Here is a 16,082-nt window from a genome sequence, read left to right as displayed (position 1 = left end):
AAATATACCCATTTCGCACTAAATTCATCACAGCCAGTAAACTACAGCATCTACTTTAGGTATTAAATTCAACAAACTAATCTTGCTGTTCACGTTATATATATCGTTACGACAAACTTAAAAGTATCGTTTATCGATAATTTATTGCTGATAAAAGGTTTGTGTGTTAACTTCAGTTTAACATTAACCAGTTTAGAATGATCATGGATAGAATTGTCTCGTTAAGTAAATGGATTAAATTGCTGATTGTATTTTTAGCTTTATTACAAGTCACTAGTTATAGCGGCACTATGGTGTTCGGAGAATTCCAAGCGGGTGAATATGTGTTAACCATCGATTGGTGGGGTTGGTTTAGCAGCTATCTAGCCGTCGACTTTGGTACACCTTGGCAAGCACTCGCTCAAAGCCTTTATGATGCGGGATTTCATCCTGGGATCATTCTGGGCAGTGTTGAAATTCTACCTTACCTGTTTATTTACTCTTTTCTCTACCAACTTTTTGGTCTGTATCAGCAAGGTCATGTGTTTACTCCACGTAACTTCCGCTGCTTGAGCCGTATTGCCTTAGTATTTTTAGTCTGGATTTTACTCAGCCTTTTCTACCCGATGATCATCGCATTTACATTGCACTTTAGTGGTACATCTAGTGCGGTACCTGTTTATTTTAGCCTTGGCAGCCAAGAATTAAAGTATGCACTTTTCGGAATGATTTTTTACTGTGTGGCATGGGTAATGAAGCATGCAACTGAGCTTCAAGAAGAGGCGGAGTTGACAATTTAATGGCCATAATTATTGAGCTGGATGTGATGTTGGCAAGGCGAAAAATGAAGTCCACTGAACTGGCTGAATTGATAGGTATAACCCCTCAAAATTTGTCGGTGCTTAGAAGTGGCCGCGCAAAAGCGATTCGATTTTCGACACTAGACGCTATTTGCCAGCATTTACAATGCTCGCCAGGTGACATTTTAGTCCACAAGGACGATGAATAAATTAAGGACAATAATATGCAAAATTTGCTTAAAAAAATAACCACAGTTGCAATGTTAGGCACCACAATGCTGGTTACTTCAGGGTGTACTATGCGCCTAAGTGAAAGCACCTTTATTGCCAGCGATGAAGTCCCCACAGCCTTTACCGCTGAGTTTACTCAACAATTACAGCAGGCGATGCCTAATCATTTGATTACCCCAGTCAGCTTAGAGTCAATTGATCACGTTAAGTTAAATGGTTTTTATATCGATAACCCCAATAGCCTTACAACCTTGGTATTTTATCAAGGCAACGGCATGAAAATCGAACCACATGGCCTGTCGGTACTGACCACATTATCAACGCTCAATACCGATATTTTAGTAATGGATCGTCGTGGATTAGGGGCAAGTGAGGGCCAACCAAGCATTAACAATATTATTGCAGATGCACAGCAACAACTGGATTATTTACATCAGCAATATCAGCCTAAGAAAGTGATATTGCACGGTTACTCATTAGGCAGTTTTATTGCCGCTGATTTAGCAAAAAATAATAAAATAGATGCGCTGGTTTTACACGGTTCAGCAACTAATGCCGACGACTGGGTTGATGAAAAAACACCGTGGTATATGGCACCGTTTATGACTTTGGAAATGTCAGAAGATTTTCGTAAAACAGATAATAAGCAAGTGGTAGCGCAATATTATCAAGGGCCATTATTGGTGATTGCGGCAGAAGATGATGAAGAAGTCCCGCCTGAACTGTCTGAAAAACTGTTTGTCGCTAGTCAGTCAGCCAATAAGCAGTTAATTATGGTGCCCAACGTTGGCCATCAAGGCATGTTAGACGATGCCAGTACCATGAGTCAGTATCAAACGTTTATTACTGCATTGTGATTTAGTTTGTCTCCAAGTTAATTTCACATGGATGTGAACAGATTCATTAAGCCACAATAGTTGCTATTGACCTAAAGGCGGCTGCCATAACTCGACTTTATTACCTTCAGGATCGATGACCCACGCAAACTTGCCGTATTCAGATTCATCTATTTTATCGAGGACATTACAGCCTTCTGCTTTGAGGGCTGCTATGACAGCGTGAAGGTCTTCAACGCGGTAGTTGATCATAAATGGGGCTTGGCTTGGGGAAAATTGGTCGCTTTTCTCTGAACTAACCGCCCATATAGTGGTTCCACCTACGGGCTTGTTATTTGAGTCGCTCCAAGAAAAAGCCGCGCCGCCCCATTCTTGAACATCAATGCCCAGATGACGCTTGTACCAAGCCTGCAATGCAGGTGCATCTTTTGCTTTAAAAAATATGCCGCCGATACCAGTGACGCGTTTCATGTGAACCTCCATATATCATGTTTAAAGCTGAAAACTAGTGATGGATTTAACACTCTTTAGGTCGTTATACCGGATGATTCAACTAAGGCATCTGTAAATCTTTCTAGTTCGTTGATATATCGTTTTTTACTTTCGCTATAATTACGGCATGCTCTGGCTTAATGGGCATAACTTTTACTGGGCTAACATTGCTACCGCCAGTATTTCCCGTTGGTACGCCTTTTATTGCAGTTAATAAAGCCGCCCCAATGATACGAATAATTTGACCGATGGCTTCGTTAATATCACGCTGTTTTATCGCCCAACGCAGCATTAAATAATGCACTTTTACATGCCAATAGGTTGATTCCTGCCCAAGCACGTGAGCATTCTCAAGGTATACAAATGAATCTGCAACATTACCTAAACGGTCGGATCGATCTGCTTCAGATAACTGCTCTTGCACGTATGGGGTGATGTTTTTGGTAAAATTATTCAATGTTATTTGCCCAATTTATTATCCTCAGTTGAATTTCTGTCGCTATTTTTTTGAACTTCAGGGTACAACCAGTTAAAAAATTGAGCAAAAAAATAATAAAGCGCTGTCATTAAGGCGGCATAGATACCGATATCAACAATACCCGGTAAGTCCGATAAACCAGTGAAGCTATCTTCCAAAGAATATTGCAGAAAACCTGCTACTGCACTGGAGCAAATTAGCGTTAAGTAAAGAGATAGTGTGCTAGTCGTATTCCATTTACTCATAATCGTCCTTTACTTCATGTTGACTAATTCTCAAGGGAATCCGTGAGGTAAATCTATGGAGGTTATTTATCCTGCTTTTTTTAGTCTGTAATGTAAAGTGTTGCATGCCCTAAGCATACTAGTTGAGTTCAAATTACAGGTGGTGTAGCGATGACTCCTGGATAGTGACAGGGGCAACAGGGCGGTTATGGATGGCGAATAGCGAGTCAAACAAGTGTTAACCCGCATGGTTTTATTGTCTACAACCAGCATGATTTCAAGCATAAAAAAAGAGGTGCTTTGCACCTCTTAATCGTGTTATTTCATATTCATTCACAGCAGATAAGTGGCTGGTTATGAATGACGTATTAGTAACATATTACGCCAGCTTTAAATCATACTGGTTACGGTACATCACCATGTCTTCGATGGTGAGTACAGGCATGTTGTGCTTAAGACCAAAGGCGATAATTTCTGGTGTTTTGGCCATGCTGCCATCTTCGTTGGCCAGTTCGCATAATACGCCAGCTGGCATTAAGCCTGCCATTTGCATTAAGTCGACAGTGCCTTCGGTATGACCGCGGCGAGACATCACTCCGCCAGCGCGAGCACGTAATGGGAATACGTGTCCAGGATGAGCTAAGTCAGATGCTTTGGCATCGCGGTTTGCGGCAGTTTTAATGGTGGTCACGCGATCTTGAGCGGAAACGCCAGTGGTAACACCGTGCTTTGCTTCAATGGAGATGGTAAACGCAGTTTGATTGGCGCTGTTGTTATTAATAACCATCGGCGGCAATTGTAATTTGTTGGCGTGTTCGTCAGTTAAGCATAAACACACAATACCGCTGCATTCGCGGATCATTAATGCCATTTGGGCTGTGGTTAAGTGCTCGACAGAATAAATTATGTCGCCTTCATTTTCACGATCTTCATCGTCTAGCAATAATACGCCTCGGCCTTCTCTTAGCGCGGCTAGTGCGAGTTCTACTCGGGTGATTGGATCGCCAAATTCGGCAAGTAGTGATAACTGATTCATGGTTGTACTCCTAAAATGACCAGAATCAGGGCTTGTAAAGAGGGATATAAATCCAAAACAAATTGCATCAACAAGCCGAGGCTAATTGATGTATCTCTATTCTCTCTCATCCGGACTGTAACCGTCGGCTCTGGACTGTTAGACATTACTCATGAGTAAATACCTAAGTCACCAGATCTGCTGACCTCGACGAATCGAGCGCTCGCGGGCTCACTTTTTCAAGTTTACCGCCGGTGGGGAATTGCGCCCCGCCCTGAGAATTATAAACAATGTGTTTGCGCTGATTTGGCTGTAATCGACTCAACGACTACGGCGTTATTATTAGTAAGTTACGTGAAACTCAGTTAACTCACTGTCAATTTAATCAAAACGCCTCGCTATGTTAATCAGTTAAGCCACAGATGAAAAGGGGGATAAGTCTCAAAAAGAGTAACAAATAAAGTGTAATGCCAATTTTGTGCTACCAAATACAGCTAAAGCCGCTTGCTCGCTGGTATGACCTTTGTTAGCCTGTCGCGCTTACATTAGGAGTAACCGTGCATGAATCTGTATTTTCGTATTATTTTGTTGTTTTTATGGCGAATAGGTCATTGTAAAAGTATTGGTTTTTTAGGCACTAGCCGAATTGATTATCGTGCTTTACCGTTAGATTGCGATATCAATATGCATTTAACTAACTCGCGTTATCCTGCTTTTATGGATTTAGCGCGCACCTATTTGATTGCCGAAATGGGTTTGATGAAACAGTTTCTAAAAAACAAATGGTTACCGATAGTGAATGCGGCAGAGTTTACTTATATCCGCGATATTAAGCCGTTTGAAAAGTTTACCATTGAAACTAAAATCGTTGGTTGGGACGAAAAATACTTTTATATTGAGCATCGTATGGTTACCGCCCGTGGTTTACATTGCATTGCGCATGTTCGTGGTGTGTTTGTATGTCGAGGTAAACAAGTGCCTATTGAAACCTTAATTGCTGCTGCCGGTTACACAGGTGACACACCTGAAATGCCTGCTGAAGTGGTTAAATGGAAACAGTTTTTACAACTTAAAAAAGAACGTAATATATAGCGTTAGTTGTTTTTGGTATCAATGTTAATGTTTAAAGATCAACAAGCCTTTATCTGCCGTATTGGCAGATTATCGATTGGGTTAAAGGAGCTACGCGGTGGCATTAGAAAAGTTCAGTGATATTTGGGCGCGAGCATGTGAGCGTAAAGGCGGGCCAGCGGCAGTTAAGTCATTGCTGCCTGGCACTCTCGATGCCGATGAAATCAGCGAATATACTGATGCGCAGTTATTGTCTGTTATGAGTAAACGCGTGTTTCAAAGTGGCTTTGTGTGGCGAGTGGTTGATAACAAATGGCCAGCTTATGAAAAAGCCTTTTTTGACTTTGAACCAATGAAGGTGCTGATGCTGTCACCCGATCAAATTCAACAGCGGGCAACCGACCCAGTGCTTATTCGGCATCAAAAGAAAACCCAGGCGATTGTTGATAACGCTTATATGATCCAGCAGATTAATGCTGAACACGGCAGTTTTGCGGAATTTATTGCTCATTGGCCAAGCGATGACATTACTGGTTTGTGGCAAGTGCTTAAAAAGCGCGGCACCCGTTTAGGTGGCAATACTGGACCTTATTTTTTACGTGCAATTGGTAAAGATACCTTTTTATTAAGCCAAGATGTGCAGTCATATTTGACAGGTCATAACGTTGTTGATGCTGGCTTTACTTCGAAAACCGCTTTACGCCAAACCCAAGCTGCGTTCAATCATTGGCAACAAGAATCTGGCATGAGTTTAGCGCATATCAGCCGTGTTATTTCGTTTGGTGTCGGCGATAACCGCGTGTAGCGTGGGAAATAATTTACTTATGCCTGATAACGACATAAAAACATAGTGACAATGTTTGCCGCAATTTCATCTTTTTGTTGTTCGTTTAATGGCTCTTCGACTTGAAATATTAAAGGCCAAAAACATTGGCCCTTGATCAAGCTTTGCACTTCTGTTTGAGCTTGTTCAACTTTCGTCACCGTTAAGCGTCCATCCAGCGTTGCTGCTTTAATCCAGCGCAAAATAGCCGTTTCTTCTTTAATTACCTTTTGCAATTCTTCTTGCATTTCAGTGGTATAAAAAAGATGACCAATTACCATTCGTGATACTTCAATGTGCTCTTCTGATTGAATGTAATCCATATCAAAACGCACCAACTGTTGCAGTTGTTCAGCCAAAGGTTGATGTGAGTCATATACCACAGAGGGTTGAGATAATGCTTGTTGCCATAAATCAGTCATCAAGGTCATCACCAAAGCTTCTTTGGTGGCAAAGTGGTTGTACACTGTTCGCTTAGACACTCCAGCTACTTCGGCTAATTTATCCATACTCGTTGCCGCAACCCCTAATTCTTTAAAGGTTGTTCTAGCTGCTTCAATAATCGCGGCGCGTTTAATCTGGCTGCGTGTTTGCTTTTCTGTGTTCATTGGTTTCATCTAATCAATCTTATTGTAATATTTTACACTGAGTAGTTTACTTTTCAACAAGGGATTATTAAACTACACCGTGTAGTTTACTTTTGGAAGCGATAGATGAAAATATTAATGAGTCTTTTAGTCGCGCTTGGTGCATTGATTGTGATTATTTTGATCAATAAATATTGGACTGAATCGCGTGGAAATAAGACACAAATCTTCAGCAATACCGATAAAGTCTATCAAGCGGGTATTAGCAGCTTATGGCCAATTGCCAAAGCCTATTGGTCGACAAAGCGTCAAGCGCCCATTCCCCAAGGTGTGATCCCTTTAGAAACATTAACCCCAGAGATATTGGCTCAATCGACACAAGATACCGTTTATCGTTTAGGTCATTCGACGTTATTGATGCGTCTTGATGGCGAATATTTATTGATTGATCCGGTATTTAGCGAGCGAGCATCACCGGTGCAGTGGGCAGGACCGAAACGTTTTCATCAATCGCCAATCAGTATTGCTGATTTACCGGCAATAAAGGCGGTGATTATTAGCCATGATCATTACGATCACCTCGATAGCGCTGCCATTGAGCAATTGGCTACCAAGGTGCAACATTTTGTTACCCCACTTAAAGTGGGTAAGTACTTAACGGCTTGGGGCGTTGATCCTATTCAAGTGACCGAACTGGAATGGTGGCAGTCTGTTGAATTAAATGGCTTGAGTATTACCGCGACACCAGCGCAACATTTTTCAGGCCGTGGCTTGCTTGATCGGAACCAAACCTTATGGGCGAGTTGGGTTATTCAAGGTTTACAACATAAGGTGTTTTTTAGCGGAGACAGCGGCTATTTTAATGGATTTAAAGAAATTGGTGAGCGTTATGGGCCATTTGATCTCAGCATGATTGAAACGGGCGCCTATAATGAATTGTGGAGTGATATTCATATGTTGCCAGAGCAAAGCCTACAGGCGCATATTGATGTTAAAGCAAAGGCAATGATGCCAGTACACAATGGCACTTTTGATTTAGCGTTACATGATTGGTTTGAGCCTTTTGAACGTATCAACCTGTTAGCTAAACAGCAAAATGTCACCTTGTTAACGCCAAAATTTGGTCAAGCGGTGATGTTAGCCAATCCGCAAGCTAGCGAGTTGTGGTGGCGTGCCATTATGCTTGAGCCACAAAAAACAGATGAATTAAATAAGGTTGTCATCAACAATAACTAAGTTAATGTATTAACAGCGAACGTAGGCATGGATAGTTAATCCATAAATTGACTTTACCAGCATGTTACCAGGTAGTGTATTTAATGACTTAATAGGTAATGTTTGTTTGATTACCTGCATATCGATTACAGTTTGATAACATATTCAATATATTTAACTGAAACTTATTATTTATTTACAATTTATTCGCATTAGCTTAGTTGTTTGAATTTTATACCTATGCGATAAAGTACACAGAAAATTTAACAGTTTAATTTTAGCTATTTTCAAATGAAATTCCTCAAGACTGAGGTGTCATATTGAAAATAAATTGGAGTAGGAGCACTCATGCACAAAGCATTGAAAGTCGCCGCAGTTATTTCTGCTGCATTATGGATTACCGCATGTGGTCAAGGGGATGAAAATGCCCAGTCACAGCAACCGCGACCACCTACCCCCGTTGGCGTGATGACAGTTGAAGCAATTTCGCAAGCGATTAAGGTTGAATTACCGGGTAGAAGCCGTGCCTTTTTAGAAGCTGAAGTGCGTCCACAAGTGTCAGGTATTATCACTAAGCGTGCTTTTACCGAAGGCACCGAAGTTAAACAAGGTCAATCTCTGTATCAAATTGATGCAGCCACTTATAAAGCGGCATTAGTGAGTGCTGAAGCCGATCTTGCTAGCGCAAATGCGGGTTTAGCCTCAGCAAAAGCCAAAGCGGCGCGTTATGCCAAATTAGTCAAAACCAATGCAGTCAGTAAGCAAGATTTTGACGAGACGGAAGCGTTATTTAAAGAAGCACAAGCTTCAGTAGCGGTAGCGAAAGCTGCTATTAATACCGCGACCATCAACACCGAATATACTGAAGTTAAAGCACCGATCTCTGGTCGTATTGGTAAGTCATCTGTTACTGCTGGCGCGTTAGTGACCGCTAATCAAAGTAATACCTTAGCGACAATTCAGCAGCTTGATCCGATTAACATCGACATCGTTCAGTCAAGTGCACAATTATTGCGTTTAAAAGCCAATTTACGTTCAGGCCAGTTATTGAAAAGTGACAATGCTAAAGTGACCTTAATTCTTGAAGACGGCAGAACATACGATCAACAAGGTATATTACAATTTGCTGAAGTGAATGTAGACGAAACTACCGGTTCAGTGACGTTACGTGCCGAGTTCCCTAACCCTGACGGTACCTTGTTACCCGGTATGTATGTGCGTGCGCTATTAAATGCTGGCCAAGACCCACAAGCTATTTTAGTGCCTCAACGTGCCATTACCCGTAATTCCAAAGGCCAAGCGGTTGCAATGATAGTAAACCAAGACAGTAATGTTGAAATGCGCGTGGTACAAACCGCTGAAGTGATTGGTCATCAATGGCGTATTGTCGATGGTTTGTCTGTTGGCGATAAGTTAATTGTCGAAGGATTACAAAAAATCCGCCCTGGTGCACCGGTTTCTGCACAGGTGTTAACGGCTGACCAACCACAAAAGTAGGGAATCATTATGGCTCGTTTTTTTATTGATCGCCCTATTTTTGCGTGGGTGATTGCACTATTAATTATGCTTGCAGGTGTGTTAGCCATTAGAGGCTTACCCATTGCGCAGTATCCAAGTATTGCACCGCCAACCGTAGTGATCAGTGCTTTCTATCCTGGTGCGTCTGCCAAAACCATGGAAGACACAGTCACTCAGGTGATTGAGCAGCGCATGACTGGGCTTGATCACTTACGCTATATTTCTTCAACCAGTGACAGTTTTGGTAATGCGAAGATTACCCTAACGTTTAATGCTGAGGCTGATCCAGATATTGCTCAAGTACAAGTTCAGAATAAGCTGCAAGCGGCTACGCCATTGTTGCCTACTGAAGTTCAACAGCAAGGTGTACAAGTTAACAAGTCCAGTTCTGGATTTTTAATGGTACTTGGTTTTGTGTCTTCTGACGGTTCGATGGGCAAAAGCGATATTTCTGATTATGTTGCTGCCAACGTTCAAGACCCAATGAGCCGTGTACCTGGTGTGGGTGAACTCACGCTTTTTGGTGCGCAGTATGCGATGCGTATTTGGTTAGACCCGTTTAAGTTAACTCAATACAAATTAACCAGTATTGATATTATTGCGGCAATACGTGAGCAAAATGCCCAGATATCAGCAGGACAATTAGGTGGTGCCCCCTCGGTTGCAGGTCAAGAACTTAACGCGACCGTATCAGCACAGAGCCGCTTACAAACCCCTGAGCAATTTAAGCAAATCATTGTTAAATCTGACTCATCAGGTGCCAATGTTTATTTAGGCGATGTCGCCAGAGTTGAGTTAGGTGCAGAAAGCTACGCAGTAGACTCATATTACAATGGTAAACCAGCGTCGGGCCTTGCATTCAAGCTGGCTACAGGCGCGAATGCGTTAGACACGGCAGAAGGCATTAAAGCCAAAGTTAATGAGATGAAAGAGTTTTTTCCTCAGGGACTTGAAGTCGTTTATCCCTATGATACAACGCCATTCGTAGAGCAATCGATAGAAGGTGTTGTGCACACATTGATAGAAGCCATTGTGTTGGTATTCTTGATTATGTATCTGTTCTTACAAAATTTTAGAGCAACGCTTATTCCTACCATCGCTGTACCAGTAGTATTGCTAGGTACGTTTGCGGTGCTATCAGCAGCAGGTTTCACCATCAACACCTTAACCATGTTTGCCATGGTGTTGGCCATTGGTTTGCTGGTGGACGATGCGATTGTGGTGGTGGAAAACGTCGAACGCGTGATGTCGGAAGAAGGCTTAAGTCCGCTGGAAGCCACCCGTAAATCGATGGACCAAATTACCAGTGCGTTAGTGGGTATTGGTTTGACCCTGTCAGCTGTATTTGTACCAATGGCATTTATGTCTGGGTCGACAGGGGTTATTTATCGTCAGTTCTCGATCACCATTGTATCGGCTATGGCCTTGTCGGTGTTTGTGGCAATTGTACTAACGCCTGCGTTATGTGCCACCATGCTAAAGCCTGTTAAAAAAGGCCATACTCATGCAGATACCGGTTTCTTCGGTTGGTTTAACCGTAAATTTGATGCCATGACATCACGTTATGAATCAAGTGTTGGCAGTATTTTAAAGCGTTCATTCCGTGTCATGTTGATCTACGTTGGTTTGGTTATCGCAGTGGCCTGGATTTTCTTACGCATGCCAACTGCATTTTTACCCGATGAAGACCAAGGTATCTTGTTTACCCAAGCTATTTTGCCAACCAACTCAACCCAAGAAAGCACGGTTAAGGTCTTAAAAGAGGTATCCGACTATTACCTTACCGAAGAAAAAGAACTCGTAAATTCAGTGTTTACTGTGGCGGGCTTTAGTTTTGCGGGTTCTGGTCAAAACATGGGTATTGCGTTTGTGAGCCTAAAAGATTGGTCCACACGTGAAGCGCCGGGTGAAGATGTTAAGTCGTTAGCGGGTCGAGCTATGGGTCGCTTTATGCAAATTAAAGAAGCCTTAGTGTTTGCCTTTGTGCCGCCATCAGTGATTGAACTTGGTACCGCAAATGGTTTTGACGTTTACTTAAAAGACTTAAACGGTCAAGGACATGCCAAGTTAATTGAGGCGCGTAATCAATTATTGGGCATGGCTGCGCAAAACGCTAATCTTGTAGGGGTTCGTCCAAATGGACAAGAAGATGCGCCTATCTATAAAATTAATGTTAATCACGCCAAATTACGTGCTTTAGACATTGATATTAATAGTGTGAACAGTGTCTTGGGTACCGCGTGGGGTGGGTCGTATGTGAATGACTTTATCGACCGTGGCCGAGTTAAGAAAGTTTATGTTCAGGGTGAGGCTAAATACCGTATGCAACCTGGCGACTTAGACTCTTGGTATGTGCGTAACAATAATGGTGAAATGGTGCCGTTTTCGGCATTCGCATCAGGTTCCTGGGAGTTTGGTTCACCTCAGTTACAACGTTTTAACGGTGTGCCTGCGGTTAACATTCAGGGCGCTACAGTCCCGGGCTACAGTACCGGTGCGGCGATGGATGCACTTGAAAAAATGGCTGAGAAGCTTCCACCTGGCTATGGCTTAGAGTGGAATGGTTTGTCGTACGAAGAGCGTTTATCGGGTAACCAAGCGCCTAGCTTATATGCGTTATCTATTTTAATCGTATTTTTAGTGTTAGCGGCATTGTATGAAAGCTGGTCGGTACCATTATCGGTCATTTTAGTTGTTCCACTCGGGATTATTGGTGCCTTACTGGCAATGAGTGCCCGTGGTCTGCCTAATGACGTATTTTTCCAAGTAGGCTTGCTAACCACGGTGGGCTTGGCGACTAAAAATGCCATTCTAATTGTCGAGTTTGCTAAGGAATACTACGAGAAAGGCTCAGGCTTAATTGAGGCAACCTTGCATGCTGTTAGAGTACGTTTACGCCCAATTCTAATGACCTCTTTAGCATTTGGTCTAGGTGTTGTGCCATTAGCGATTAGCTCAGGAGTAGGCTCTGGTAGCCAAAATGCCATCGGTACTGCGGTATTGGGCGGTATGATGACCTCCACCTTCTTAGGTATCTTCTTTGTGCCGTTATTCTTTGTGGTGGTTGAACGCATTTTCAGTAAGCGTGAAAAACCCACTGAAGAGGAAAATGAAAAAGTTGATAATGATAGAAAAGATATTTAATTTTTTACATTATTGATTGTTAAAAGCCCAGTTTTGCTGGGCTTTTTTGTGACTATTGTTTATCTATAGATGCAGCTGCTAATAAATAACCTTAATGGTGTTAAGTCAGCATTATTAAACGATATTTTGATTATTTGTGCAGGGGAAACTGTAAATGTGTTTAAAAAACACTCTTGTGCGAATGCTTTTAGGTAGTTGATAAAACTAAAGATTAAAATTTTAACTGTATAGTATTCAACCGTGCTAGTACTGTTTTTTGTGTTATAGTTAAGATCTGAATCAAAACAGTTTATTAACATCTATTGGTGTTTGGCTTACTCTTTTGTGGTTTATTTTTAGCAAAGGTATCGCCAATAAAGATGAACTTTTGATTAAATAATGATTATGATAGTGAATAACAATAATAAAGGATGTCACCATGCAGGCGCTGTTTATAAGCCTCACTTTAGCCGCTATTCTGGCTTATCTTTGGTATGCCAGTTTACTTAAAAAACGCACTTCAGCCATTGAAGCGCTGAAAGTGATCGACTCAAAAATTGATAAAAGACTGACATTGTTTACCGAGCTATGTCAGGAAAAACCATCTTATCCACGCCCTTTAACAGATGACCAACAAGCCCAGTTGGAGCAACTAAAACTGTTACAGCCCGAACATGATTGGGAACAACCGATTGAAGAGTCAAATATGGCTGGTGGCTCTTTGTCGGTATCGATAGCCGCTTGGCAGCAGATTGATCAAGGTTTAGAAGCGCTATTAGCTACAGTGAATAAAGACAAACTGAGTGCGGATCAGCTCGCTGAATATATACAGCTAGAGCTCGACTTTGTGCACGCAGAAGACTTTTACCGTAAAGCCGTAGATGAGTTAAACAGTGGGGTTAAAATTTTCCCAGGTTCGGCGGTGGCAAAATTCGCCCGTATCGCGCCGATGCCTATATTCGATCAAGTGCAGGAATAGTCACATGACATGGCGTAATCGGCAGACGCTATTGGGTATCGCTACCTTGTTGGCTTGTATTTGTGTCCCTATACAAGCCAAGCAAGTGGTTTATCCTGCCGTGGAAGACGTTGAAAAGCCGCAAATCAAAGCTAAGTATATTCCTCAGCAAGCCGCAGCAAAAAAGCAGTTATCGTTACAGCAATCTCAAACTACCACAGCTGAAAATCACCCCGCGCCGACTATAGAAACATATAACGTGTTGAGTCGCCGCAACACTAAGCCTGTCGATGAGCAATCAATTAATGATCAGCTGTCGTTGAATGCAGGCTATGTAGGAAACAAACAGAAACCGCGTATCTTAACCAATAATTATGCGTTAACGAAAGCGGGCACAGTATCGAGTAAGCCTCGTGTTAAAGCCAGTTACTCCGAAAATGGTATTGTCAGTGATTTAGGCGTTGAAAAGCGTAAAGTGTTTCAATACAAACAAACCAATGGGGTAATGGTATTTAGCGACCAACAACCGCTGGATGCAGACTATCAAGTGTTATTGTATGAATGTTTTGCATGCCGGGTCGATTCGGTTATCGATTGGTATAAGATCCCATTATTTACCTCACATTTCGCCGCCGACGTCGCTTTAGCCGCGCGGCAGTATCAGCTTGATCCTGCACTTATTCGAGCAGTGATCCATGCAGAATCAGCGTTTAAAATTGGCGCATTATCCAAAGCAGGTGCCAAAGGCCTAATGCAATTAATGCCAGGTACTGCTAGCGATATGGACGTCGATGATCCTTTCAATGCTCAACAGAATATTCGTGGTGGCAGTCGTTATCTTGCGCAGTTATTAAGCCAATTTAACGGCGACATTGACCTTGCGTGTGCGGCATACAATGCCGGCCCAACGACGGTGATGCAATACCGCGGTATACCGCCCTATCCTGAAACACAAGCTTATGTGAAGCGCGTAAAAATATTATTAAAACGCTACCAAAAAGCATTAGCCAGTTAATTTAAGGTATTTATTAATGAACCATGTAATTCATAAAGTACAACCTAAGCGGGTCAAACTCAGTCGTAACAACGGTTATTGTTTAGCGGGTATGGCCGGGTTGCTGATATTGGGTGCTGTAACAGTGCCAGCATTTGCTGCCGACAAATCAACGTTTGTTGCCCCATCACAAGAAGATGTGCGTTTATACGACATTGCTACCGCACCACAAGCTAAGCGGATTGAACAAGATATTCGCACCTTAGTCGGTTTTGGTACTCGGCACACTTTGTCGGATACCCAATCTGATATCCAAGGTATTGGTGCCGCTAGGCGCTGGATTGAAGCTGAGTTTAATCGTATATCCAAAGAGTGTGGTGGCTGTTTAGAAGTGGTAACGGTTAGTGACACTGTTCAAGGTAAACGAATCGAAAATCCAACCGAAGTGGTTAACGTTATCGCGATTCAGCGTGGTAAAACGGATCCTAAGCGTGTGGTGATGATGAGTGGCGACATTGATTCTCGCGTTAGCGATGTGTTGGATGCCACCTCAATTTCTCCTGGTGCTAACGACAATGCATCGGGTGTGGCTGGGGCGCTAGAAGCTGCACGAGTATTATCAAAATATCAATTTAACGGCACTATCGTTTATGCTGCATTGTCGGGCGAAGAGCAAGGTTTGTATGGCGGCAATATTTTAGCTGACTATGCCAAAACGCAAAATTGGCAGGTTCAAGCAGTATTAAATAATGACATGATTGGCAATATATCTGGCATTAATGGCGTGGTGAATAACAGCAGTGTACGGGTGTTTTCTGAAGGCGTACGTTTTGCCGAAACCGCAGATGAAGCCAAAGAACGCTATTTTAGTGGCGGCGAAAATGATTCTGCTTCACGCAATTTAGCTCGTAAAATTAAATCGCTAGCCGACCAGTACATGACTAATTTAGAGGTGATGTTGGTGTATCGACTCGATCGTTTTGGTCGTGGTGGGCATCATTTACCGTTTAATCAGGCTGGTTTGCCTGCCGTGCGGATTATGGAAACCAACGAGAACTATAATCGTCAGCATCAAGATATACGGGTAGAAAATGGTATTGCGTATGGTGATGTGATTGAAGGTGTTGATTTTGGATTTACCGCCAAACTGACCGCACTTAATGCGCTAAGTTTAGCGTCACAAGCATGGGCACCCGCGCCACCAACCAAGGTGACCATTGCAGGGCAAGTATCGCCGAGTACCACCTTAAGTTGGGCCAGTAGTGACGACAAAACCGTTGTCGGTTATCGCGTATATTGGCGCTCAACAACGGTAGCGGAATGGACTCATAGCCGCTATGTCGGCAAGGTTAATCAGTTCACGTTAGATAATATGGTTATCGACAACTATTTGTTTGGTGTCGCGAGTGTCGCCGCGAATGGCAATGTTAGCCCAGTGGTATTCCCTGGTGCGGCAGGCGCGTTTTTTAAGTAATGCTCAGTCATACGTCAATAAATAACATCAAGGTCGTGGCGCTTCGCCCACACCTGACCAAGAAGGGGGAAACTGCTTCCCCCTCTTGGATCTCCCCCACAGCTCCGACAAAGTGTTGATCCTCATAGCATAATAAAAATCGCCTAACGGCTCAGATGGTACATCCATGTACCCCTGAGCCTGTGCCATCATCCATGATGTCACTACGGCATTTTCATCACACTATTTCGGACACTTCGGACGGAGAACCATTGAGCCTGCAGG

The 16,082-nt window shown here is 42.7% G+C and carries 16 protein-coding genes and 1 riboswitch; of the genes, 11 read left to right on the top strand and 5 right to left on the bottom strand.

Features of this window, described 5'->3' with window-relative positions; genetic code table 11:
- Positions 1 to 203 precede the first annotated feature (203 nt).
- Genes H5125_RS09140 through H5125_RS09130 form a run of 3 tightly spaced genes read left to right on the top strand, consistent with a single transcriptional unit; the run spans position 204 to position 1,867 of the window.
- Positions 204 to 779, top strand: a complete 576-nt coding sequence (locus tag H5125_RS09140) for a DUF2975 domain-containing protein (RefSeq protein ID WP_242445215.1) — start codon at positions 204 to 206, stop codon at positions 777 to 779.
- Positions 779 to 988 (top strand): helix-turn-helix transcriptional regulator, encoded by a 210-nt coding sequence (locus tag H5125_RS09135; protein ID WP_011639279.1) that lies wholly within the window; start codon positions 779 to 781, stop codon positions 986 to 988. Before H5125_RS09140 ends, H5125_RS09135 begins: the two co-directional genes overlap by 1 nt.
- Positions 989 to 1,003: 15 nt before the next feature.
- A complete protein-coding gene (locus H5125_RS09130; RefSeq protein ID WP_182744072.1) occupies positions 1,004 to 1,867 on the top strand; it encodes an alpha/beta hydrolase in 864 nt (287 codons plus the stop codon).
- A gap of 63 nt (positions 1,868 to 1,930) precedes the next feature.
- Here the strand turns inward: H5125_RS09130 and H5125_RS09125 are convergent, their stop codons facing one another.
- The 4 genes from H5125_RS09125 to ribB all read right to left on the bottom strand — a co-directional run bounded on the left by H5125_RS09125 (position 1,931) and on the right by ribB (position 4,076).
- Positions 1,931 to 2,317, bottom strand: coding sequence for a VOC family protein (locus H5125_RS09125; protein WP_101088559.1), 387 nt, complete (start codon positions 2,315 to 2,317; stop codon positions 1,931 to 1,933).
- A 103-nt stretch (positions 2,318 to 2,420) separates the two neighbouring features.
- A complete protein-coding gene (locus H5125_RS09120; RefSeq protein WP_182744071.1) occupies positions 2,421 to 2,795 on the bottom strand; it encodes a DUF3703 domain-containing protein in 375 nt (124 codons plus the stop codon).
- 2 nt (positions 2,796 to 2,797) lie between these two features.
- Positions 2,798 to 3,061: a hypothetical protein gene (locus H5125_RS09115; protein ID WP_182744070.1), complete on the bottom strand. Its 264-nt coding sequence runs from the start codon at positions 3,059 to 3,061 to the stop codon at positions 2,798 to 2,800.
- A gap of 358 nt (positions 3,062 to 3,419) precedes the next feature.
- Positions 3,420 to 4,076 carry a 3,4-dihydroxy-2-butanone-4-phosphate synthase gene (gene ribB, locus H5125_RS09110; protein ID WP_182744069.1) on the bottom strand — a complete coding sequence of 219 codons (657 nt, stop codon included), beginning with the start codon at positions 4,074 to 4,076 and terminating at the stop codon, positions 3,420 to 3,422.
- Positions 4,077 to 4,170: 94 nt separating this feature from the next.
- A riboswitch (FMN riboswitch) is annotated at positions 4,171 to 4,341 on the bottom strand.
- A 275-nt stretch (positions 4,342 to 4,616) separates the two neighbouring features.
- Between ribB and H5125_RS09105 the strand changes: the two genes are divergently transcribed.
- Together H5125_RS09105 and H5125_RS09100 are read left to right on the top strand one after the other, a co-directional pair.
- A complete protein-coding gene (locus H5125_RS09105) occupies positions 4,617 to 5,147 on the top strand; it encodes a thioesterase family protein (RefSeq protein WP_101088556.1) in 531 nt (176 codons plus the stop codon).
- 97 nt (positions 5,148 to 5,244) lie between these two features.
- A complete protein-coding gene (locus H5125_RS09100) occupies positions 5,245 to 5,931 on the top strand; it encodes a DNA-3-methyladenine glycosylase I (RefSeq protein ID WP_182744068.1) in 687 nt (228 codons plus the stop codon).
- 17 nt (positions 5,932 to 5,948) lie between these two features.
- On the opposite strand, the gene H5125_RS09095 is transcribed toward H5125_RS09100, so the two are convergent.
- Positions 5,949 to 6,566 carry a TetR/AcrR family transcriptional regulator gene (locus tag H5125_RS09095; protein WP_182744067.1) on the bottom strand — a complete coding sequence of 206 codons (618 nt, stop codon included), beginning with the start codon at positions 6,564 to 6,566 and terminating at the stop codon, positions 5,949 to 5,951.
- Between the two features lie 96 nt (positions 6,567 to 6,662).
- On the opposite strand from H5125_RS09095, the gene H5125_RS09090 reads away from it, so the two are divergent.
- From H5125_RS09090 to H5125_RS09065, 6 genes are all read left to right on the top strand, one after another.
- Positions 6,663 to 7,772, top strand: a complete 1,110-nt coding sequence (locus H5125_RS09090; RefSeq protein WP_182744066.1) for an MBL fold metallo-hydrolase — start codon at positions 6,663 to 6,665, stop codon at positions 7,770 to 7,772.
- 327 nt (positions 7,773 to 8,099) lie between these two features.
- A complete protein-coding gene (locus H5125_RS09085) occupies positions 8,100 to 9,248 on the top strand; it encodes an efflux RND transporter periplasmic adaptor subunit (protein WP_101088552.1) in 1,149 nt (382 codons plus the stop codon).
- 9 nt (positions 9,249 to 9,257) lie between these two features.
- Positions 9,258 to 12,413 carry an efflux RND transporter permease subunit gene (locus H5125_RS09080; protein ID WP_101088551.1) on the top strand — a complete coding sequence of 1,052 codons (3,156 nt, stop codon included), beginning with the start codon at positions 9,258 to 9,260 and terminating at the stop codon, positions 12,411 to 12,413.
- 418 nt (positions 12,414 to 12,831) lie between these two features.
- Positions 12,832 to 13,371 (top strand): hypothetical protein, encoded by a 540-nt coding sequence (locus tag H5125_RS09075; protein WP_162024116.1) that lies wholly within the window; start codon positions 12,832 to 12,834, stop codon positions 13,369 to 13,371.
- A gap of 337 nt (positions 13,372 to 13,708) precedes the next feature.
- On the top strand, positions 13,709 to 14,365 hold the full coding sequence (locus H5125_RS09070; protein WP_310734192.1) for a lytic transglycosylase domain-containing protein: 657 nt from the start codon (positions 13,709 to 13,711) through the stop codon (positions 14,363 to 14,365).
- 91 nt (positions 14,366 to 14,456) lie between these two features.
- Positions 14,457 to 15,818 (top strand): M28 family peptidase, encoded by a 1,362-nt coding sequence (locus H5125_RS09065; RefSeq protein ID WP_409085813.1) that lies wholly within the window; start codon positions 14,457 to 14,459, stop codon positions 15,816 to 15,818.
- Positions 15,819 to 16,082 lie beyond the last annotated feature (264 nt).

The organism is Shewanella sp. SR44-4, assembly GCF_014163715.1.
GTDB lineage: Bacteria > Pseudomonadota > Gammaproteobacteria > Enterobacterales > Shewanellaceae > Shewanella.
The sequence above is the reverse complement of the archived record's forward strand: the minus strand, read 5'-3'. Positions and strand labels throughout refer to the sequence as shown.